General features: G+C 68.9%; 19 protein-coding genes. 10 read left to right on the top strand and 9 right to left on the bottom strand.

Going from position 1 to position 17,723, the window contains the following annotated elements; all coding sequences use genetic code 11:
- Window positions 1-47: 47 nt before the first annotated feature.
- Complete coding sequence (locus B2J86_RS12810) at window positions 48-1,247, top strand: threonine ammonia-lyase (protein ID WP_173025795.1); 1,200 nt, start codon at window positions 48-50, stop codon at window positions 1,245-1,247.
- A gap of 37 nt (window positions 1,248-1,284) precedes the next feature.
- Here B2J86_RS12810 and B2J86_RS12815 read toward each other — a convergent pair whose 3' ends face one another.
- Window positions 1,285-2,046, bottom strand: a complete 762-nt coding sequence (locus tag B2J86_RS12815; protein WP_169167929.1) for a slipin family protein — start codon at window positions 2,044-2,046, stop codon at window positions 1,285-1,287.
- Window positions 2,047-2,201: 155 nt separating this feature from the next.
- Between B2J86_RS12815 and B2J86_RS12820 the strand changes: the two genes are divergently transcribed.
- Entirely contained in the window at window positions 2,202-2,357 is a 156-nt protein-coding gene (locus B2J86_RS12820) for a hypothetical protein (RefSeq protein ID WP_169167928.1), read from the top strand.
- A 257-nt stretch (window positions 2,358-2,614) separates the two neighbouring features.
- Here B2J86_RS12820 and B2J86_RS12825 read toward each other — a convergent pair whose 3' ends face one another.
- Window positions 2,615-3,733 carry a cytochrome D1 domain-containing protein gene (locus B2J86_RS12825; RefSeq protein ID WP_254068094.1) on the bottom strand — a complete coding sequence of 373 codons (1,119 nt, stop codon included), beginning with the start codon at window positions 3,731-3,733 and terminating at the stop codon, window positions 2,615-2,617.
- A gap of 465 nt (window positions 3,734-4,198) precedes the next feature.
- Here B2J86_RS12825 and B2J86_RS12830 point away from each other — a divergent pair, with 465 nt between their 5' ends.
- On the top strand, window positions 4,199-6,061 hold the full coding sequence (locus B2J86_RS12830; RefSeq protein ID WP_173025796.1) for a phosphoenolpyruvate carboxykinase (GTP): 1,863 nt from the start codon (window positions 4,199-4,201) through the stop codon (window positions 6,059-6,061).
- A 211-nt stretch (window positions 6,062-6,272) separates the two neighbouring features.
- Here B2J86_RS12830 and B2J86_RS12835 read toward each other — a convergent pair whose 3' ends face one another.
- Window positions 6,273-6,554: a hypothetical protein gene (locus B2J86_RS12835; RefSeq protein ID WP_169167925.1), complete on the bottom strand. Its 282-nt coding sequence runs from the start codon at window positions 6,552-6,554 to the stop codon at window positions 6,273-6,275.
- A 122-nt stretch (window positions 6,555-6,676) separates the two neighbouring features.
- On the opposite strand from B2J86_RS12835, the gene B2J86_RS12840 reads away from it, so the two are divergent.
- The 3 genes from B2J86_RS12840 (at window position 6,677) to B2J86_RS12850 (ending at window position 8,981) form a co-directional block, all read left to right on the top strand.
- Entirely contained in the window at window positions 6,677-7,666 is a 990-nt protein-coding gene (locus B2J86_RS12840) for a LysR family transcriptional regulator (protein WP_169167924.1), read from the top strand.
- Window positions 7,632-8,477: a metallophosphoesterase gene (locus B2J86_RS12845; RefSeq protein WP_169167923.1), complete on the top strand. Its 846-nt coding sequence runs from the start codon at window positions 7,632-7,634 to the stop codon at window positions 8,475-8,477. The genes B2J86_RS12840 and B2J86_RS12845 overlap by 35 nt, the downstream gene beginning before the upstream one ends.
- An 81-nt stretch (window positions 8,478-8,558) precedes the next feature.
- Complete coding sequence (locus tag B2J86_RS12850) at window positions 8,559-8,981, top strand: universal stress protein (RefSeq protein ID WP_169167922.1); 423 nt, start codon at window positions 8,559-8,561, stop codon at window positions 8,979-8,981.
- Between the two features lie 117 nt (window positions 8,982-9,098).
- Here B2J86_RS12850 and B2J86_RS12855 read toward each other — a convergent pair whose 3' ends face one another.
- Both B2J86_RS12855 and B2J86_RS12860 read right to left on the bottom strand, forming a co-directional pair.
- Window positions 9,099-9,713, bottom strand: coding sequence for a TetR/AcrR family transcriptional regulator (locus B2J86_RS12855; RefSeq protein ID WP_169636071.1), 615 nt, complete (start codon window positions 9,711-9,713; stop codon window positions 9,099-9,101).
- A gap of 98 nt (window positions 9,714-9,811) precedes the next feature.
- On the bottom strand, window positions 9,812-10,720 hold the full coding sequence (locus B2J86_RS12860) for a LysR family transcriptional regulator ArgP (RefSeq protein WP_169167920.1): 909 nt from the start codon (window positions 10,718-10,720) through the stop codon (window positions 9,812-9,814).
- A gap of 124 nt (window positions 10,721-10,844) precedes the next feature.
- Between B2J86_RS12860 and B2J86_RS12865 the strand changes: the two genes are divergently transcribed.
- The gene (locus B2J86_RS12865; RefSeq protein WP_173025797.1) at window positions 10,845-12,197 is read left to right on the top strand and encodes a D-amino acid dehydrogenase; all 1,353 of its coding nucleotides are present in this window, start codon (window positions 10,845-10,847) and stop codon (window positions 12,195-12,197) included.
- Between the two features lie 61 nt (window positions 12,198-12,258).
- On the opposite strand, the gene B2J86_RS12870 is transcribed toward B2J86_RS12865, so the two are convergent.
- Window positions 12,259-13,041, bottom strand: a complete 783-nt coding sequence (locus tag B2J86_RS12870) for an alpha/beta fold hydrolase (protein ID WP_169167918.1) — start codon at window positions 13,039-13,041, stop codon at window positions 12,259-12,261.
- A 158-nt stretch (window positions 13,042-13,199) separates the two neighbouring features.
- Here B2J86_RS12870 and B2J86_RS12875 point away from each other — a divergent pair, with 158 nt between their 5' ends.
- A complete protein-coding gene (locus tag B2J86_RS12875; RefSeq protein WP_169167976.1) occupies window positions 13,200-13,643 on the top strand; it encodes a flavin reductase family protein in 444 nt (147 codons plus the stop codon).
- 66 nt (window positions 13,644-13,709) lie between these two features.
- On the opposite strand, the gene minE is transcribed toward B2J86_RS12875, so the two are convergent.
- From minE to minC, 3 genes are read right to left on the bottom strand one after another with little or no spacing between them, the layout of a single operon-like run.
- On the bottom strand, window positions 13,710-13,976 hold the full coding sequence (gene minE, locus B2J86_RS12880) for a cell division topological specificity factor MinE (protein ID WP_169167917.1): 267 nt from the start codon (window positions 13,974-13,976) through the stop codon (window positions 13,710-13,712).
- A 6-nt stretch (window positions 13,977-13,982) separates the two neighbouring features.
- Window positions 13,983-14,798 (bottom strand): septum site-determining protein MinD, encoded by an 816-nt coding sequence (gene minD, locus B2J86_RS12885; RefSeq protein WP_169167916.1) that lies wholly within the window; start codon window positions 14,796-14,798, stop codon window positions 13,983-13,985.
- Window positions 14,799-14,847: 49 nt separating this feature from the next.
- Window positions 14,848-15,597, bottom strand: coding sequence for a septum site-determining protein MinC (gene minC, locus B2J86_RS12890; RefSeq protein ID WP_169167915.1), 750 nt, complete (start codon window positions 15,595-15,597; stop codon window positions 14,848-14,850).
- Between the two features lie 112 nt (window positions 15,598-15,709).
- On the opposite strand from minC, the gene B2J86_RS12895 reads away from it, so the two are divergent.
- Window positions 15,710-16,627: a DMT family transporter gene (locus tag B2J86_RS12895; protein WP_169167914.1), complete on the top strand. Its 918-nt coding sequence runs from the start codon at window positions 15,710-15,712 to the stop codon at window positions 16,625-16,627.
- A 318-nt stretch (window positions 16,628-16,945) separates the two neighbouring features.
- Complete coding sequence (locus B2J86_RS12900) at window positions 16,946-17,677, top strand: Crp/Fnr family transcriptional regulator (RefSeq protein ID WP_173025798.1); 732 nt, start codon at window positions 16,946-16,948, stop codon at window positions 17,675-17,677.
- The last annotated feature ends 46 nt before the right edge of the window (window positions 17,678-17,723 follow it).

The following is a 17,723-nucleotide window of genomic DNA, read 5'->3' on the forward strand; positions in this document are numbered from 1 at the left end:
CGCCGCCCTCTTTCCAAAGAGGGACCTGCGGCCCCACAATGGCGCGCATGCTATCCCTCCAAGACATCCGCGACGCCGCCGTGCGCGTGCAGGGCCACGTGCTGAACACGCCCTGCGTCGAATCGCAGACACTGTCGCAAATCGTCGGCGCGCAGATTTTCCTGAAGTTCGAGAACCTGCAGTTCACCGCCTCGTTCAAGGAGCGCGGCGCCTGCAACAAGCTCACGCTGCTCACGCCCGACGAGCGCGCGCACGGCGTGGTCGCGATGAGCGCCGGCAACCATGCCCAGGGCGTGGCCTACCACGCGCAGCGCCTGGGCCTGCGCGCCGTGATCGTCATGCCGCGCTTCACGCCCGGCGTGAAGGTGGAGCGCACGCGCGGCTTCGGCGCCGAGGTGGTGCTGCACGGTGACACGCTCGACGAGGCGCGCGCGCACGCCTATGCGCTGGCCCAGGCGCAGGGCCTGATCTTCGTCCACCCCTACGATGACGAAGCCGTGGCCGCCGGCCAGGGCACGCTGGCGCTGGAAATGCTGGCCGCGGTGCCCGACCTGGACACGCTGGTCATCGCCGTGGGCGGCGGCGGCCTGATCGCCGGCGTGGCCACGGCGGCCAAGGCGCTGCAGCCCGGCATCGAGATCGTGGGCGTGCAGACCACGCGCTTTCCGGCCATGGTGAACGCGGTGAAGGGCACGCACCACCCGCAGGGCACGTCGACCATTGCCGAGGGCATTGCCGTGGGCACGCCCGGCGTGATCACGCAGGAGGTGGTCAAGCGCCTGGTGGACGACCTGGTGCTGGTCGACGAGGGCGACATCGAGCAGGCCGTGCTGATGCTGCTCGAGATCGAAAAGACCCTGGTCGAGGGCGCCGGCGCGGCCGGGCTGGCCGCGCTGCTGCGCTACCCCGAGCGCTTTGCCGGCAGGAAGGTCGGTCTGGTGCTGTGCGGCGGCAACATCGACCCGCTGCTGCTGGCCGCGATCATCGAGCGCGGCATGGTGCGCTCGGGGCGCCTCGCGCGCATCAAGGTCAGCGCGCGCGACACCCCCGGGGCGCTCGCGCGCATCACGGCCACCGTGGCCGACGCCGGCGCCAACATCGAGGAGGTGCACCACCAGCGCGCCTTCACGCTGCTGTCGGCGCAGAACGTGGAGATCGAGCTGGTGCTGCAGATGCGCGGCCACGCCCATGTGGCCGAGGTGCTGGAGCAACTGCGCAGCGCCGGCATGGAGGCGGCTCTGGTGTGAAGTTCCGAGGACCTGCGGGCAATACCCGCCGATCGCGCTAGGGCGCCATTTTCTTGAGCAGCGGAGCGACCAGGTCCATCGGCAACGGAAACACGACGGTCGTGTTCTTGTCCGCGCCGATCACGGTCAGCGTCTCCAGGTAACGCAGCATGATGGCCTGCGGCTCCTGCGCCAGGACTTTGGCGGCTTGGAACAGTTTTTCGGACGCCTGCAGTTCGCCCTCGGCATGGATGACCTTGGCACGCCGCTCGCGCTCGGCCTCGGCCTGGCGCGCGATCGCCCGGATCATCGATTCGGTCAGATCGACCTGCTTGATCTCGACATTGGACACCTTGATGCCCCAGGTGTCGGTTTGCGCATCGAGCGCCTGCTGGATGTCCAGATTCAGCGACTCGCGCTCGGCCAGCATCTCGTCGAGCTGGTGCTTGCCGAGCACCGAGCGCAGCATGGTCTGCGCCAGCTGGCTGGTCGCCTCCAGGTAGTTGACCACCTGGATCACCGCCTTCTCGGCATCGACCACGCGCAGATAAACCACGGCGTTGACCTTCACCGAGACGTTGTCGCGCGAGATCACGTCCTGGGGCGGCACCTCCAGCACCACGGTGCGCAGATCCACCCGCACCACCTGCTGGACCACGGGAACGAGGAGGACGAGCCCCGGCCCCCGGACCTTCCAGAAACGCCCCAGGGTGAAGACGACGCCGCGCTCGTACTCGCGAAAAACCCGGATCGAGGCGAACGCCAGGGCGATCAGCAGAAGCAGGCCTGGCAGCCAGGACCAGTGAAAAGCAGTTGCCATATTGCCCATCCTTTCGGCGGTGAATACCGATCCATCGCTGGCGCCAGCCGAGGCCGATGGACCTGCCCACGGGGCCAGCACGGCAGCGGTCGTGCTGTGGCCCGGCGCGCTGCCCCTCCAACGGCTAAAATCGCGCCAACACTGCAATTTTGGAGATGAGCACAATGTCCCAGCCCCACGCCCCGCAAGCGCACGATGCCCCGACACACGACGCCGTTGAGGCGGTTGTGCCCCTGATCCCCGTGGTGATCCCGCTGGTCGGTGGCATCATGATCTTCCTGCTGGCCATGATCGCCGTGACCATGGCCTGAAGGGTCCTGCGCTTCGCCCGAGCCCCGCTTTGCGGGGCTTTTTTTTCGACTCCGCACCAGAGTGCACGCTTGGCGCCCCGGCGATCTGGCTTACCGCACTACCGACCGGCCATCGACGGATGCACCGAGCATACGCAGTCCTAGCGCCCCGTTTTGCTCGAAGGTGCGGCTGACGCTTGCCACAGGCAGCACCAAGTCGGCACCGGGCGCGCACCATCCTGGAAGGGAACGCCATGGGGCGCGCCGCCGGTGTTCACCTAGGCCACGGAGGGGCCCCGCGCCACCGCGATCGCCGCGGGTGCCGACGCAAGGTTGGCGGCTGAAATCACGGCCTGCGCGGCGGCGGTCCCGGTGGCGGACGGTTGCACGACGATTTTGCGCGGTGCAGTGCCGACCGCGATTGCCTTCGTCTGGCCGGTGGCGAGGTCCACGGCGCTCACGTCGTTCGAGCCTTCGTTGGTGACATACACGGTTTTGCCGTCCACGGAAGCCTGCCAATGCGGCTGCTTGCCCACCGCAATCGAACGCACACTCTTGTTCGTCACGGGATCGAACAACTGCAATTCGCCCGGACCTTGGACGACCGCGGTGGCGAACGCCGCGCCACGGTAGAGTTTGGCCACGTGCGGCGACACGCCGGTCGGCACTTCGGCGACGGTCTTGTCCGTCTCCGGGTCCAGCACCTCGATCGCGTTGAGCCCGGCCACGGTGACATACAAGGCCTTGCCGTCGTACCCGAACTCGGGATCGCGCGGCGCCTTGTCCAGCGCCAGCGAACGCAAGACGGCGTGCGACGCCAGGTCGATCACCACCAGCGCGAATTTTCCGGGCGCCTGCGAGGCGACATAGGCGAGCTTGCCGTCCGGCCGAATCGCGATGGTGTGCGGATTCGCCACCGGGACCGTCGCCACGACGGCGTTCGTCGCCACGTCGATGAAAGCGACGCGGTTGTCGCCGTAAACCCCGGCGAGCAGGGTCTTGCCATCCGGCGCCATGGCCAGGCCGTGCGGCGTGTGGCCCACTTCGATGGTCTGGACGACGCGGTCATTCGCCGTGTCGATCACGCTGATGCCGGTGCTGCTTTCGCCACCGACATAGACCCGGCGGCCGTCGGGCGTAATGCCCATGCCGTGCGGGCCCGCGGCGACGGGCACCGTCGCGACGACTGCGCCCGTCGCCGTGTCGATCACGCTGACCGTGCTGTCCTTGAAATTGCCGACATAGGCCTTGGGACCACCCGCAAAAGCCGCGATGGCCAGCGACGCCATCGCGGCGCCAGTGACCATGCGCACGAGTTGCATCAACCACCGGCGGCATGTCGGCAATGCCGCGATCAAGGTGCCACCACGGTGGGGAAACAGCGAAGACAGCATCATGCGAACACCCCCTGAATGCCGGAACAAACGACCAAGAGATTCGACAGGCAGTACTTTTGGACCGACACGGCGCCACGTTGGTTCCGGCATGCGTGCGGGCCTGTCGGGCCGCCGCAATCGACCTGTGCGAACGGAGCGATGGGTGGGTTGACCGGGGCGGGCCATGCGCATCTTTCCGGCACTCGGCCGGTTTTATGGCTTTCTCGTCCACAAGCGGGCCGGAAACCACATAACGTTATGCTTTGTTTGCATGAATATGCCGCCTGTCTGACAGACAAAAACCGGACGGCTTCATAAAATCGTCACCCCAGCCGCTGGTGCAGCACCGGGCCATCACACCTGCCGGCTGAGCCCAAGCTGTTTTTTCAAAGGCAGCGCTTGGCGCTCGCGCCAACGCAGGCCTGTAACGCGCCCGCCGGTCCGCTTCCTTTGAAAAAACCGTTTTTCAACTTAAGGAAGCTCCCGATGAACTCCCCCCACATGCAGGGCCTGGCCCTCAATGCTCCCGACTATGTCAAACACCCGCGCCTGCTCGCCTGGGTGGCCGACATGGTGGCGCTGTGCAAGCCCGACGCCATCTACTGGTGCGACGGCAGCGAGGCCGAGTACGACCGCCTGTGCCAGCAGCTGGTGGATGCCGGCACGCTGCAAAAGCTCAACCCCGCCAAGCGCCCCAGCAGCTTCCTGGCCAAGTCCGATCCCAGCGACGTGGCCCGCGTCGAAGACCGCACTTTCATCTGCTCAGAGAAGAAGGAAGACGCCGGCCCGACCAACAACTGGATGGCGCCGGCCGAAATGCGCGCCACGCTGGCGCCGCTGTTTGACGGCTGCATGCAGGGCCGCACCATGTACGTGGTGCCGTTCTCCATGGGCCCGCTGGGCAGCCCGATTGCCCACATCGGCATCGAACTGTCCGACAGCGCCTATGTGGCCGTGAACATGAAGATCATGACGCGCATGGGCCGCGCGGTGTTCGACGTGCTGGGCACCGACGGCGATTTCGTGCCCTGCGTGCACACCGTGGGCGCGCCGCTGGCCGCAGGCCAGACGGACGTGAAGTGGCCCTGCAACAAGACCAAGTACATCGTGCACTACCCCGAAACGCGCGAAATCTGGAGCTACGGCTCGGGCTACGGCGGCAACGCGCTGCTGGGCAAGAAGTGCTTTGCGCTGCGCATCGCCTCGACCATGGGGCGCGACCAGGGCTGGCTGGCCGAGCACATGCTGATCCTGGGCGTGACCAACCCCGAGGGCAAAAAGTACCACGTCGCGGCGGCCTTCCCTTCGGCGTGCGGCAAGACCAACTTTTCGATGCTCGTGCCGCCCACCGGCTTTGACGGCTGGAAGGTCACGACGATCGGCGACGACATCGCGTGGATCAAGCCTCAGGCCGACGGCTCGCTGCGCGCCATCAACCCCGAGGCCGGCTACTTCGGCGTGGCCCCGGGCACGAACTACCACACCAACCCCAACTGCATGGCCAGCCTCGACAAGAACGTGATCTTCACGAACGTCGCGCTGACCGACGACGGCGACGTGTGGTGGGAAGGCATGGAAAAGGACACGGGCAGCCTGCCCGACCACCTGATCGACTGGCAAGGCCAGGACTGGACACCCCAGATCGCCAAGGAAACCGGCGCCAAGGCCGCCCACCCCAATGCGCGCTTCACCGTGGCCGCTACCAACAACCCGGCGCTGGACGAGGCCTGGGACGACCCCAAGGGCGTGAAGATCGACGCCTTCATCTTCGGCGGCCGCCGCTCGACCACGGTGCCACTGGTGACCGAGGCCCGCAACTGGACCGAAGGCGTCTACATGGCCGCCACCATGGGCAGCGAGACCACCGCCGCCGCCGCCGGCCAGCAGGGCGTGGTGCGCCGCGACCCGTTCGCCATGCTGCCCTTCATGGGCTACCACATGAGCGACTACTTCCAGCACTGGCTGGACCTGGGCACCAAGGTGCAGGCCAGCGGCGCCACGCTGCCGCGCATCTACACCACCAACTGGTTCCGCAAGGGCGAGGACGGCAAGTTCGTCTGGCCCGGCTACGGCGAGAACATGCGCGTGCTCAAGTGGATGATCGACCGCATCGAAGGCCAGGCCGCAGGCCAGCAGACCATGTTCGGCGTGGCGCCGCAGTACGCGGAGATCAACTGGACCGGCCTGGACTTCAGCCCCGCACAGTTCGAGACCGTCACCGCGATCGACACGGCGGCCTGGCAGGACGAACTCAAGTTGCACGACGCACACTTTGACCAGCTGGCCGAGCGCCTGCCCCGGGAACTGCTGGCGACGCGCGCCGCCATCGAGGCACGCCTCGGCGCCTGAGGCGCCAGCGCGGTGCAAGGCGCAGCAGCGCCGCGCCGCCCACCGCGCAACAGCCACCCGCCGGGTGGCTGTTTTTTGGGCCAGAAATCCCCGCTCTGCGCGGGTCTCCGCGGCAAAGACTCAGATCCTCTGAACGTCTGCGGTCGCTGCGGGCACAAAAAAACCGCGCACGCGGCGCGGTGGGACAGTGGCGCGGCGCTGGGCCGGGCGTTCAGTCTTGGCGGTTCAGGGCGCAGATCAGGTCGGTCATGATGCGCGGGTCGGTCTGGGCCAGCGCCCACAGTTCACGCTCTTCGCGGGCCAGCTTGCGGGCAGCGCGCCAGGCATTCCAACGTGCGCGCAAGCGGCCCACCGCGGGGGAGATCGCGCCAGATTCCGCCGCGCCATAGGCCGAGAACACGGTGCTGTGCACCACACGCTCGGCAGCAGGAGCCGGGGTCTTGGCCGGAGCGGAATACGAGGTGAAAACGGCGTTGTGGGCCAGGGAAGTCATGGTGGAGTCCTTCAAACAACAGCACTGTGTGGGTGCGATGGGTCAATCCTAGGGTTTACCCAGGCATCTGTCCACTTTAGGTTGGTGATGATGGCCATTCACACCATGAATACCGTTATCGCATGTCCACTGCTGCGTTTCGCCGGCTCGACCTGAACCTGCTGCGCGTCTTTGACGCTGTCATGGCCGAGCGCAACCTGACGCAGGCGGCGCACAAGCTGGCGCTCACGCAGCCGGCCGTGAGCAATGCACTGCGCCGCCTGCGCGAGGCGCTGGACGACGAGCTCGTGCGCCGCGGCGCCACGGGCATGGAGCCCACGCCGCGCGCCCTGGCGCTGTGGCCGGTGGTGCAGGAGGCCTTGGCGCAGCTGGAAGCGGCGCTGGTGCCCGCAGAGTTCGTCCCCCGGCTCGCACACAACACCTTTGTGCTGGCGATGGCCGACGCCACCGCGGCGGCGCTGATGCCGCGCATGGTGGGCATCCTCGCCGCCGAGGCGCCCGGCGTGTCGGTGCGCGTGCTGCCCCTGGCCACGCGCGACCCGCGCCGCCTGCTCGACGACGAAGTGGCCGATCTGGCGATCGGCTACTTTCCTGCCGTGCTGACCGACCTCACGGCGCAGCGGCAGGCGGGCGAACCGGTGGCCTATGCGCACCAGCGCGTGTACGACGGCGAGTACGTGTGCCTGATGCGCAAGGACCACCCGCTGGCCCATGCGCCGCTGACGCTCGATGCCTATTGCGCCGCGCGCCACCTGCTGGTGAGCTTTTCGGGCCGGCCGTATGGCTTCACCGACGAGGCGCTGGCCGCGCTAGGGCGCGAGCGGCGCATCGTGCTCACCGTGAACCAGTTCTTCACCGCCGGGCGCGTGGTCGCCCGCTCGGATCTGCTCACCGTGCTGCCGCTGCATTTCTTTGGCGTCACCGGGCTGGAAGGCGAACTGGTCTGGCGGCCGCTGCCGCTGTCCCTGCCCACGGTGCATGTGGACGCGCTGTGGCACCTGCGCCGGCGCCACGGCGCCGCGCACGAATGGCTGCGTGCCGTGGTGGAGCGCTCGGCCGGCGCCGACAATGGCGCCCATGAAGATCCAGCTGCTGTCCGACCTGCACCTTGAGGTACACCCCGGCTTCGTGCCCGAACCCGCGCCCGGCGCCGACCTGCTGGTGCTGGCCGGCGACATCGGCTCGTACCAGACCAGCTCGCTGCTGCAGGATGGCGATTTCGGTCTGGCGCGCTTTTCGCCGCTGCCGCAGTACGCGGGCTGGCCCACGCCGGTGCTGTTCGTGCCGGGCAACCACGAATACGACGCCCAGGACTTCGACGCCGCCCATGCGCGCTTGCGCGCCACCTGCGAACGCCTCGGCCTGGTCTGGCTGGAGCGCGAGACCGCCGTGCTGGGCGGCGTGCGCTTTGTCGGCACCACGCTGTGGAGCGACTTCGATGCGCTCGCCGAACACGAGGGCTGCACCGACCTGGCGCGGCGCCTGCGCATGCGCGAGAAGGCGTTCCGCGCCGCCAACTTCTACCTCCGCAAGACCGGCGGCACGCGCGCGGGCCAGCCCTTCCTGGCAGACGCCGTGCGCGCGCAGGGGCTCCTCTGCCAGCAGTGGCTGCGCGCCGCATTGGCATCTTCTTTCGACGGGCCCACCGTGGCCATCACCCACTTTGCGCCCAGCCTGCGCAGCGCCGACCCGCGCTATGGCCTGGTGCCCGGCACCGCGGGCTTTTGCAACGCGCTCGACGGTCTGATGGAACACGCGCAGCTATGGCTGCATGGCCACCTGCACGCCCCCAGCGACTACAGCGTGGCGGGCCGCCGCCGCGACGGCACCCCCTGGCAGTGCCGCGTGGTCGCCAATCCGCTGGGCTATGCGCGCAAAAACGAGCAGGAGCGCTTCCTGGCGCAGTGCTGCGTCACCTTATGATGCCCAGCGACCGCGGCGGTAGCGGGTCCCTGCAGCCCCACCGCCTTTTGTAAAACTGACTTATCGGATTGGGAGAACTGCATGAACATCCTGCTTGCTGTCGACGGCAGCGCGTACACCAAGAAAATGCTCGCCTACCTGGCCGCGCACGACGAACTGCTGGGCGGCTCGCACAGCTACAGCGTGCTCACCGTGCAGCCCGCGCTGCCGGCGCGCGCGCGCGCCGCGCTGGGCAAGGCCGTGGTGGACAAGTACTACGCCGATGAGGCCGACAAGGTCATCAGCCCGGTGTCCAAGTTCCTGAGCCGCAAGGGGGTGGAGCCGCAGCGCATCGTCAAGGTCGGCCCCGTGGGCGAGACCATCGCCAAGGTGGCCGACAACGGCAAGTTCGACCTGCTGGTCATGGGCTCGCACGGCCACGGCGCGCTGGCCACGCTGGTGATGGGCTCGGTCACCACCCAGGTGCTGGCACACAGCGGCGTGCCGGTGCTGATCGTGCGCTGAAGCTGGGACACCCGCTGCGGCGTCCGCCCTCGGCCTGCGTGCCGGCGGGTGGATCGCCGCACCGCACCGATGCCCGCCTGCGCGGGCGTTTTTCATGGCGGGCCGCCGTGTGCCGCGTCAGCGCGCGCGCAGGCCGTCGAAACAGGAGCGCAGCACGAGGTCGACGATCTCGGCATCCTGGTATTGGCCGCTGTCCTTGAGAAAACCCACCACCGGGTCGCAGGCGCGCGCGTACAGGGTGTAGAGCACGGCCAGCGGCGGCAGCGTGGTGTCGACCGCGCCCTGGTCCTGGGCCTCGGTGATCCACTGCCCGAGCTGGTCGCTCACGGCGACCAGGCCGGCGAGGTAGTTCGGGTCGGCCATCAGCACCGCACGCAGCGCCGAGTTGCGGCTGGGCAGCAGCGGCATCTCCTGCGCCAGCAGGCGCTCAAGCGACCAGCGCACCACGGCGCGCAGCTTGTCGGTCGGCGCCAGGGCGCCATCGAGCGAGGCGAGGTAGGCGCGCACCCGGCCCAGTACCTGCACCATGGCGGCGCAGCACAGGTCCTCCTTGCTGCCGAAATGCTTGTACAGGCTGGCCTTGGCAATGCCCACGGCCTGGGCCACGTCGTCCATGGTCATGGCATCGAACGCCTTCTCGCCGAGCAGCTGGCAGGTCGCCTGCAGGATGGCTTCCTCGCGTGCGAGGTGCATGTGCTCCTTGAAGGAACGCCGGGGCGGTGCGGTGGTCATGGCGCTATCTTATTCAGCGCAGGCAAAAAACAGATCGCCATGGTTAATCGGCAACCCCGCAGTAGCCGTGCATCCACGCCGGTCTTGCGGCCAACCCGTCAGGCCAGCGCCCGCCCGGCGCCCGCCCGCAGCGCCTGGGTCAGCGCATCGAGCACCTGCGACTCCAGATTCCAGCAGTGCCAGTACAGCGCGATGGGCAGCGCGTGGCCCGGCGCCAGGTCAACGAACTCGCCGCTGGCCAGCCGCTGGCGCACCAGCAGCTCCGGCACCACGCCCGCGCCCCAGCCCGCGGCCACCGCGCGCACCTGGCCTTCCGAACTGGGCACGAACAGGTGGCTGAGCGCCACGCGCTTGAGGCCGAAGGCGCGCGCAACGAACTCGGCCTGCATGTCGTCCTTGCGGTTGAACGACAGGAAGGAGACCTTGCGGAAGTTGTGCGCATTCAGGCCGTCGGGCAGGTGCTGCTGGGCGAAATCGCGCGAGGCCACGGCGACGTAGCGCATGGCCCCCAGCGGCACGACCTTGCAGCCGCGCAGGGCCTGCCCGAGCGTGGTGACGCAGCCGAGCACCTGCCCCGAGCGCAGCCACTCCTGGGTGAAGTCCTGGTCGTCGGCCACGATCTCCAGCGGCAGCCGCTGGTGCACCAGGGCCTGCAGCGCGTCCAGCGCCCAGGTGGCAATGCTGTCGGCGTTGATGGCGATGGCGATGCGCTCGTCCTCGCGGCCGCCGCCCGGCGCGCTGGGGGCCAGGTCCTGCAGATCGCGTTCGAGGTCGGCGCGCAGCAGGCGCAGCTGCTTGGTGTGCTTGAGCAGCAGCTGGCCCGCCGAGGTGGGCTTGAGCGGGCGGCTGCGCACGATCAGCACCGAGCCGACCTGCGTCTCCAGCGCGCGCAGGCGCTGCGACACGGCCGACTGGGTCACGTTCAGGCGCTGCGCGGCGCGCTCGAAGCCGCCCTCTTCAACGATGGCGGCGAGGCATTCGAGGGCGGTGGGATCGTAGGAACTCATGGCAGGCCAGGTCAGGGAAGGAACAGGGAGAGCGGGCTCGGCTACTCTATTAGAGCAACTGATGCTTTTAGAACAAGTTTAATTTTGCTGTTGGCGCCCGGCAATGTGTCGCACACTGCGCCCCATGAAAACCATTGTTCTGGGCGCCGGCATCATCGGCATCAGCACGGCCTGGCACCTGCTCGAGCGCGGGCACGAGGTCACCGTCGTCGACCGCCAGCCGGACGCCGCGCTCGAGACCAGCTTCGCCAACGCCGGGCAGATCTCGGTGAGCTACTGCGAGCCCTGGGCCAACCGCGAGGCGCCGCTCAAGGCGCTCAAGTGGATGTTCGACCAGGAGGCGCCGCTGCTGTTTCGCCCGCAGCTCGACTGGCAGCAGTGGCGCTGGGGCCTGCAGTTCCTCGCGCAGTGCAACGACGCGGCCTTCGAGCGCAACGTGCAGCAGATCGTCGCGCTGGGCGCCTACAGCCACGCCGCGCTCAAGGACGTGGTGCGCACCACCGGCATCGAATACCACCGGCTAGAGCGCGGCATCGCGCATTTCTACACCGACCAGAAGTCCTTCGACGAGGCCGGGAGCGCCGTCGAGCTGATGCGCAAGTACGGCGTGCAGCGCCGCCTGGTCAGCCGCGAGGAGCTGCTCGCGATCGAGCCCGCTTTCCGCGCCTACGGCGCGCACATCACGGGCGGCACCTACACCAGCACCGACGAAAGCGGCGACGCGCGCGTGTTCACGCAGGCGCTGGCCCGGCGCTGTGCCGAGCGCGGCGTGCGGTTCCTCTACGGCCACGACGTGCTGCGCCTGAACAAAATCGGCAATGCTATTGAATCCGTAGCTATCAGCGCACGCCAGGAAAGCGCTGGAGGCCAAAAACAGTCCAAATACCAGGCCCTGAAGGCCGACGCCGTGGTCGTGGCCTGCGGCTCCTACAGCGCGCCGCTGCTGCGCCGCGTCGGCGTGGACTTGCCGATCTACCCCGGCAAGGGCTACAGCGCCACCTTCCCGCTGCTGCGCCCCGAGGGCGCGCCGCTGGTCTCGACCATCGACGACGGCCGCAAGATCGCCATGAGCCGGTTGGGCAACGTGCTGCGCGTGGCCGGGACCATTGAGCTGGGCGGCTACGACCTTTCGCTCGACACGCCGGTGGCGCGCGCGCGCTGCCACATGCTCTCGCGCCGCATCGAGGAAATCCTGCCCGGCGTCTGCGACACGCGCACGCCCGAGCAGGGCGGCGATCCGCAGTACTGGGCCGGCCTGCGCCCGGCAACGCCGACCAACATCCCCTACATTGGCCGCACGCGCGTGGACCGGCTCTGGGTCAACGCCGGCCACGGCACGCTGGGCTGGACGCACGGCGCGGGCTCGGGCAAGGCGCTGGCGGAGCTGATCAGCGGCGAGCGCCCTGCCATGCAGTTCGGCTTCCTGGGCATGGACCGGGCGCCGGTGCCGCCGCAGCGCACGCGCATGCCGGCGTAGGCGCCACAGGCGGTCTGCGGTCTCTTGCGGGCATCGGCACGCGGCGCGCCGCCGCCCTGCCTCAGTGCAGCGTGCGCCGGCGGGCCAGGAAGTCGAGCAGCGCGGCGTCAAAGCCGTCGGGATCTTCGAGCTGCGGCCAGTGGCCGACCTGGGGCAGGCTGGCATGGCGCGCATCGGGCAGCACATGGGCCAGCGCCTGCAGGGCCTCGGGGGGCGTGCAGCGGTCATGGGCGCCGCCCAGCAGCAGCACCGGCAGGTGCAGGCGCGAGAGCGCCGCCGCGCGGCGGTCGAACGCGACCAGCGCCTGTAGCGCGCGCCGGTAGGTGGCGCGGTGCACCTGCGCCATGGCGTGGCTGGCCAGCCGCACGCCCTCGGGCAGCGCGCCCGGGCCGATGCCCTGCGGCACCAGCGTCTGCGCGATCTGCTCCATGCCGTGGCCCGCGTCGAGCGCCTGCAGGCGCGGCGCCACCCAGTCGCGCACGGCCGCCGCGTCCAGCGGCGGGCCGCCGGCGCACAGTACCATCCGGCGCACGCGCGCCGGGTGGCGCAGCGCCACCTCCAGCGCCAGCATCGCCCCCAGGCCGTGGCCCACCAGGGTCAGCGCGGTGGTGGGCTGCAACAGATCCATCAGCGCCAGGCAGCGCTGCGCGAGGCCTTGGAAACCGTAGGGCTCGATCGGGGCACTGTGGCCGTAGCCCGGCATGTCCCAGGCGACGGCGCGGTAGCCGGCGCTCGCCAGCGTCTCCACCTGGGGCGCAAAGCTCAGGTGCCCGCCGTCGGCGTCGTGCAGCATGAGCACCGCGGCGCCCGAGCCCAGGGAGGTGAAGGTGGGAAGCATGGACATGTGGTGGGGGGCGCGGTGCGCTGCAGCGTTTCGGTGCCCGGACCATAATAGCCGGCCCCGCCTGCGACTGCCCCACTTCCGCCCCCTCTCCCGTGCCCCGTTCTGCCCTGCTCCGCCCGCCCAGTTTTTCCTCCAGCGAATTTCGCGCGGCCCTGGGCATGTTCGCCACCGGCGTGACCATCGTCACGGCGCGCAGCGCCGAGGGCCAGCTGACGGGGCTCACGGCCAATTCCTTCAATTCGGTGTCGCTCACGCCGCCCCTGGTGCTGTGGAGCCTGGCGCGCAAGGCCGCGTCGCTGCCGGTGTTTGCCGCGGGTGCGCACTATGCGATCAACGTGCTGGCGGCGCACCAGAAGCCGTTGGCCGAGCGCTTTGCCATGCGCGGCGTGGACCGCTGGGCCGGCGTGGCGCACACGCCGGGCGAAAACGGCGCGCCGCTGCTCGAAGGCGCGCTGGCCACGTTCGAGTGCTTCAACCGCAGCCGCCACGAAGAGGGCGACCACGTGATCTTCGTCGGCGAGGTCGAGCGCTGCACGCACCAGGCCGGCGTGCCGCCGCTGCTGTACCACGGCGGGCGCTTCTACACCGAGCACCCGCTCTAGATTGCTATTGCTTCAATAGCTGCAAGCGCTTTGCCAGAAAGCGTTTGAGGCCATTTTGGCCCCAAGCTATCCGCGCGCGGTCTCGGGCAGCTCGATCTTGACTTCGAGCACTTCGAGGTTGTCCTGGCGCTCCAGGTGCACCTTGATGTCATCGGCGTTGATCGACACGTACTTGGAAATCACGGCCAGCAGCTCGCGCTGCAGCGCGGGTAGGTAGTCGGGCGCGGCAGCGTTGCGGCCGCTGCGCTCGTGCGCCAGGATGATCTGCAGGCGCTCGCGGGCGACGCTGGCGGTCTTTTTCTTTTCTCCGAGGAGCAGGGACAGCAGGGACATGGCGGCTTACCTCCCACCGAAAATGCGCTTGAAGAAACCGGGCTTTTGCGCGTCGGTGAAGCGCAGCGGCTTGTCCTCGCCGAGGAAGCGGTCGATCACGTCCTTGTAGGCCTCGGCCACGTCGGTGCCATTGAGGTGGATCGCGGGCAGGCCCTGGTTGGACGCCTGCAGCACGGCCTCGGACTCGGGGATCACGCCGATGAGCTTGATGCGCAGGATGTCCTGGATGTCGTCGAGCGAGAGCATGTGGCCGTCTTCGACGCGGCCCGGGTTGTAGCGCGTGATCAGCAGGTGCTCCTGGATCGGCTCGCCACCGTCGATGGCGCGCTGGGTCTTGGAGCCCAGCATGCCCAGGATGCGGTCGGAGTCGCGCACCGACGACACCTCGGGGTTGGTCACCACCAGGGCCTCGTCGGCGAAGTGCATCGCCAGCAGCGCGCCGCTCTCGATGCCGGCGGGCGAGTCGCAGACGATGAAGTCGAAGTCCATGGCCGCCAGGTCCTTGAGCACCTGGCCCACGCCGTCCTGGGTCAGCGCGTCCTTGTCGCGCGTCTGCGAGGCCGCGAGCACGAACAGGTTGTCGCTGTTCTTGTCCTTGATCAGCGCCTGGTGCAGGTTGGCGTCGCCCTGGATGACGTTGATGATGTCGTACACCACGCGCCGCTCGCAGCCCATGATGAGGTCGAGGTTGCGCAGGCCGACGTCAAAGTCGATCACGGCGGTCTTATGGCCGCGCAAGGCGAGGCCCGAGGCAAATGCGGCGCTGGTGGTGGTTTTGCCCACGCCACCCTTGCCGGAGGTCACGACGACGATTTTGGCCATGTGTTGCAAATCCCTTTGGGTTGGTTCAGAAAATCGGAATGCGGGGGGCTCACAGCGGCTCGATGAGCAGCTTCTCGCCCTCCAGGCGCACCTGGGCCGGTTTGCCCACGATGTCGGCAGGAATGGCGACCTCGGTGGTGCGGTAGATGCCGGCAATGGAGACCAGCTGCGGCTCCATGCAGGTGGTGAAGATGCGCGCGCCGGTGTTGCCGCGCGCGCCGGCGATGGCGCGGCCGCGCAGCGGTGCGTAAACGTGGATGTTGCCGTCGGCGATCACCTCGGCGCCAAAGCTGACCACGGCCAGCACCACCAGGTCGGCGCCGCGCGCATAGACCTGCTGGCCCGAGCGCAGCGGCTTGTCGACCACCACGGTGCCGGGGCCCGGCACGGGCACCTCGCGCACCACCTCGACCTCGTGCACTTCGTGGACCACCTCGGGCGGTTCGGTGGGCTCGGCCCGCGCGGGCGGCGCCTCGGGCGCGGCCGTGAGGCCGGCGGCCAGCGCTGCCGCCATCTGCGCGGGGCTGCCCCCTCGCACTGCCACCGGCACGGTGTGGAAGCGGCGCAGCAGCGCCACGATGGCCGGGAAGTCTATGGCCTCGTCCGCCTCGCGCACCGGCGCCAGGTCGATCAGCACGGGGTCGTTGTCGAAAAAATCGGGGGCGTCGGCCATGCGCTGGGCCAGGTCGGTGGCCAGCAGCGCAGCGTCGGCGGACTTGAGCACCACGGCCACCACCGGCAGCGAGGCGCTCTTGAGGTCAAAGCTGGTGTGCGCGGCGCGCACCGTGTCAACGGCCATGGATTTGTGGTATTCGAAAGCCGCAAAGTGTACCGTGCGCCCGCCCAGGTCCCGTGTCCGGGCGTGTCCGTGAGCGGCGCGGCAGCGGCCCGAGGCGCTTGGATAATGCCCCATGCCTTCCCCGCGCAAAAGCCACCTCGACGCCCTCGCCATCGCCCTGCTGTTGGGCTGCTGCCTGTTCTGGGGCTTCCAGCAGGTGCTGGTCAAGGTCACGGTGGCCGAGGTGGCGCCGGTGTTCCAGGCCTTTGTGCGCTTTGCCATCGCGACCGCGGCCGTGGCCGCGTGGTGCCTGTGGCGCGGCGTGCGCCTGGGCCACCGCGGCGACCCGGCCGGCTCGGCGGCCGCCGGGCTGCTCGCCGGGGCGCTGTTCGCCGCCGAATTCGCCTGCATCTACGTCGGGCTGCACTACACGACGGCCTCGCGGCTCACGGTGTTCCTGTACTGCGCGCCTTTCTGGGTCGCGCTGCTGCTGCCGCGCTTCGTGCCGGGCGAGCGGCTGCACGGCGGCCAGTGGCTGGGCCTGGCTGCCGCCTTTGCCGGCGTGGGCCTGGCGCTGGGCGACGGACTGCTGGGCGGCCAGCGCCCGGCCCTGGCCTGGCTGGGCGACGCGCTGGGCCTGCTGGGCGGGCTGCTGTGGGCGTTGACCACGGCGGTGATCCGCGCCACGCCGCTGGGGCGCACGGCCCCCGAGAAGCAGTTGCTCTACCAGGTGGCGGTGAGCGCGGCCGCGTTGCCGCTGCTGTCGCTGGCGCTGGGCGAGCGCTGGAGCCTCGACCTCAGCGCCTTTGCGTGGGCATCGCTGCTGCTGCAGGCGCTGGTCGGCGCCTTTGTCAGCTACCTGGCGTGGATGTGGATGCTGGCGCACTACCCGGCCACCCGGATCTCGGTGTTCGTGTTTCTCACGCCCGTGTGTGCGCTGCTGTTCGGCGCAGGCTGGCTCGGCGAACCCGCCACGCCGGGGCTGCTGGTGGCCTTGGCACTGGTGGCGTCAGGCATTGTTCTGGTCAACCGCCGGCCGGCCGCCGCATGATGGCGCCGGAATGGAGAGAAAACGCCTCCAGCCGTTGATGGGCAAGCCCAAGAAGCTCCTGGATTGATAGCAACCATTTCCCCGCCGCCGGCCGCAGCAGGCCCGATGCGGGGGTACAGCCGCCCACACGCCGGGTGGACCCCTCTGTGCCCCTCCAGCGGGGGCTGGCAAGGCAACTGGCGACAATAGGCGCTTTTGCCGGCATGCAGATCGTTTCTCGCCGCATCCCGTGCACGACTCTGCTTGCGCTTTTGCTGGAACCATGGACACGCCCACCGCCCACATGCTGACGCCTTGCCCCGCCGGTCTGCACCAGCCATGAGCGCCCGTTCCTCGGACGCGGCTGGGGCCGCTGCTGTGGCGCCCCGAAACTGCGAGCACTGCTCTGCGCAGCCGTCTTGTCCGGCGACCCGCATCCCAGGCCATCCCGCGGCCGAACTGCAGATCCAGGAACACCCCTTCCGCGCGGGCGATGTGCTGCAGGCGCAAGGCTCGACCTCCACCGCGATCCGCATCGTCAAGTCGGGCGCCGCCATGCTGTGCCGCGAATCCCGCTACGGCGAGCGCCAGCCCATCGGCATGCTCGGGCGCGGCACGGTGATCGGCAGCTTTGGGCTGCTGGGCCGGCCAAATCCGGTCACGCACGTCGGCATTCTGGAAGGCCGTTTTTGCGAGCTGTCCACCGCATCGCTGCGGCGCAGCGGACTGCTCGAAAACCCCGTGTTCCTCGGCCGCATGTCCGAGGCGATGGCGCAGGCGTTCGAGAGCCATTTCAATTGGTGCCAATTGAGCCACGGTGACGGCGTGGCGCGGCAATTGGCCGGGGCACTGCTGCACCTGAGCGACCTGCAGCGCAGCCTGCGGGTGCGCCTGCCGAACCAGACCACCCTGGCCGCGCTGCTGGGCACCACCCGCGAATCGATCACGCGCGCCTTTGCCCGGCTCGAAAAAGACGGCGACGTCAGCCGCAGCGGCCGCTATTACTGCGACCTCCACCTGCCCAGACTGCTGCGGCACAGCACAGCACCGGGTTCTCCCCCGCTGCACTAGGCCACGGGGCGCGCCGGCACGCGGGGCGCATCGCGGGCCAGGTTGG

This window comes from Acidovorax sp. SRB_14 (genome assembly GCF_012932145.1).
Taxonomy (GTDB): Bacteria; Pseudomonadota; Gammaproteobacteria; order Burkholderiales; family Burkholderiaceae_C; genus Simplicispira.

What these genes read in the sequence shown, in the direction of transcription:
- B2J86_RS12810 (WP_173025795.1), top strand. Translation starts at nt 48, where the DNA reads ATGCTATCCCTCCAAGACATCCGCGACGCCGCCGTGCGCGTGCAGGGC.
- B2J86_RS12815 (WP_169167929.1), bottom strand. Translation starts at nt 2,046, where the DNA reads ATGGCAACTGCTTTTCACTGGTCCTGGCTGCCAGGCCTGCTTCTGCTG.
- B2J86_RS12820 (WP_169167928.1), top strand. Translation starts at nt 2,202, where the DNA reads ATGAGCACAATGTCCCAGCCCCACGCCCCGCAAGCGCACGATGCCCCG.
- B2J86_RS12825 (WP_254068094.1), bottom strand. Translation starts at nt 3,733, where the DNA reads ATGATGCTGTCTTCGCTGTTTCCCCACCGTGGTGGCACCTTGATCGCG.
- B2J86_RS12830 (WP_173025796.1), top strand. Translation starts at nt 4,199, where the DNA reads ATGAACTCCCCCCACATGCAGGGCCTGGCCCTCAATGCTCCCGACTAT.
- B2J86_RS12835 (WP_169167925.1), bottom strand. Translation starts at nt 6,554, where the DNA reads ATGACTTCCCTGGCCCACAACGCCGTTTTCACCTCGTATTCCGCTCCG.
- B2J86_RS12840 (WP_169167924.1), top strand. Translation starts at nt 6,677, where the DNA reads ATGTCCACTGCTGCGTTTCGCCGGCTCGACCTGAACCTGCTGCGCGTC.
- B2J86_RS12845 (WP_169167923.1), top strand. Translation starts at nt 7,632, where the DNA reads ATGAAGATCCAGCTGCTGTCCGACCTGCACCTTGAGGTACACCCCGGC.
- B2J86_RS12850 (WP_169167922.1), top strand. Translation starts at nt 8,559, where the DNA reads ATGAACATCCTGCTTGCTGTCGACGGCAGCGCGTACACCAAGAAAATG.
- B2J86_RS12855 (WP_169636071.1), bottom strand. Translation starts at nt 9,713, where the DNA reads ATGACCACCGCACCGCCCCGGCGTTCCTTCAAGGAGCACATGCACCTC.
- B2J86_RS12860 (WP_169167920.1), bottom strand. Translation starts at nt 10,720, where the DNA reads ATGAGTTCCTACGATCCCACCGCCCTCGAATGCCTCGCCGCCATCGTT.
- B2J86_RS12865 (WP_173025797.1), top strand. Translation starts at nt 10,845, where the DNA reads ATGAAAACCATTGTTCTGGGCGCCGGCATCATCGGCATCAGCACGGCC.
- B2J86_RS12870 (WP_169167918.1), bottom strand. Translation starts at nt 13,041, where the DNA reads ATGTCCATGCTTCCCACCTTCACCTCCCTGGGCTCGGGCGCCGCGGTG.
- B2J86_RS12875 (WP_169167976.1), top strand. Translation starts at nt 13,200, where the DNA reads ATGTTCGCCACCGGCGTGACCATCGTCACGGCGCGCAGCGCCGAGGGC.
- minE (WP_169167917.1), bottom strand. Translation starts at nt 13,976, where the DNA reads ATGTCCCTGCTGTCCCTGCTCCTCGGAGAAAAGAAAAAGACCGCCAGC.
- minD (WP_169167916.1), bottom strand. Translation starts at nt 14,798, where the DNA reads ATGGCCAAAATCGTCGTCGTGACCTCCGGCAAGGGTGGCGTGGGCAAA.
- minC (WP_169167915.1), bottom strand. Translation starts at nt 15,597, where the DNA reads ATGGCCGTTGACACGGTGCGCGCCGCGCACACCAGCTTTGACCTCAAG.
- B2J86_RS12895 (WP_169167914.1), top strand. Translation starts at nt 15,710, where the DNA reads ATGCCTTCCCCGCGCAAAAGCCACCTCGACGCCCTCGCCATCGCCCTG.
- B2J86_RS12900 (WP_173025798.1), top strand. Translation starts at nt 16,946, where the DNA reads ATGAGCGCCCGTTCCTCGGACGCGGCTGGGGCCGCTGCTGTGGCGCCC.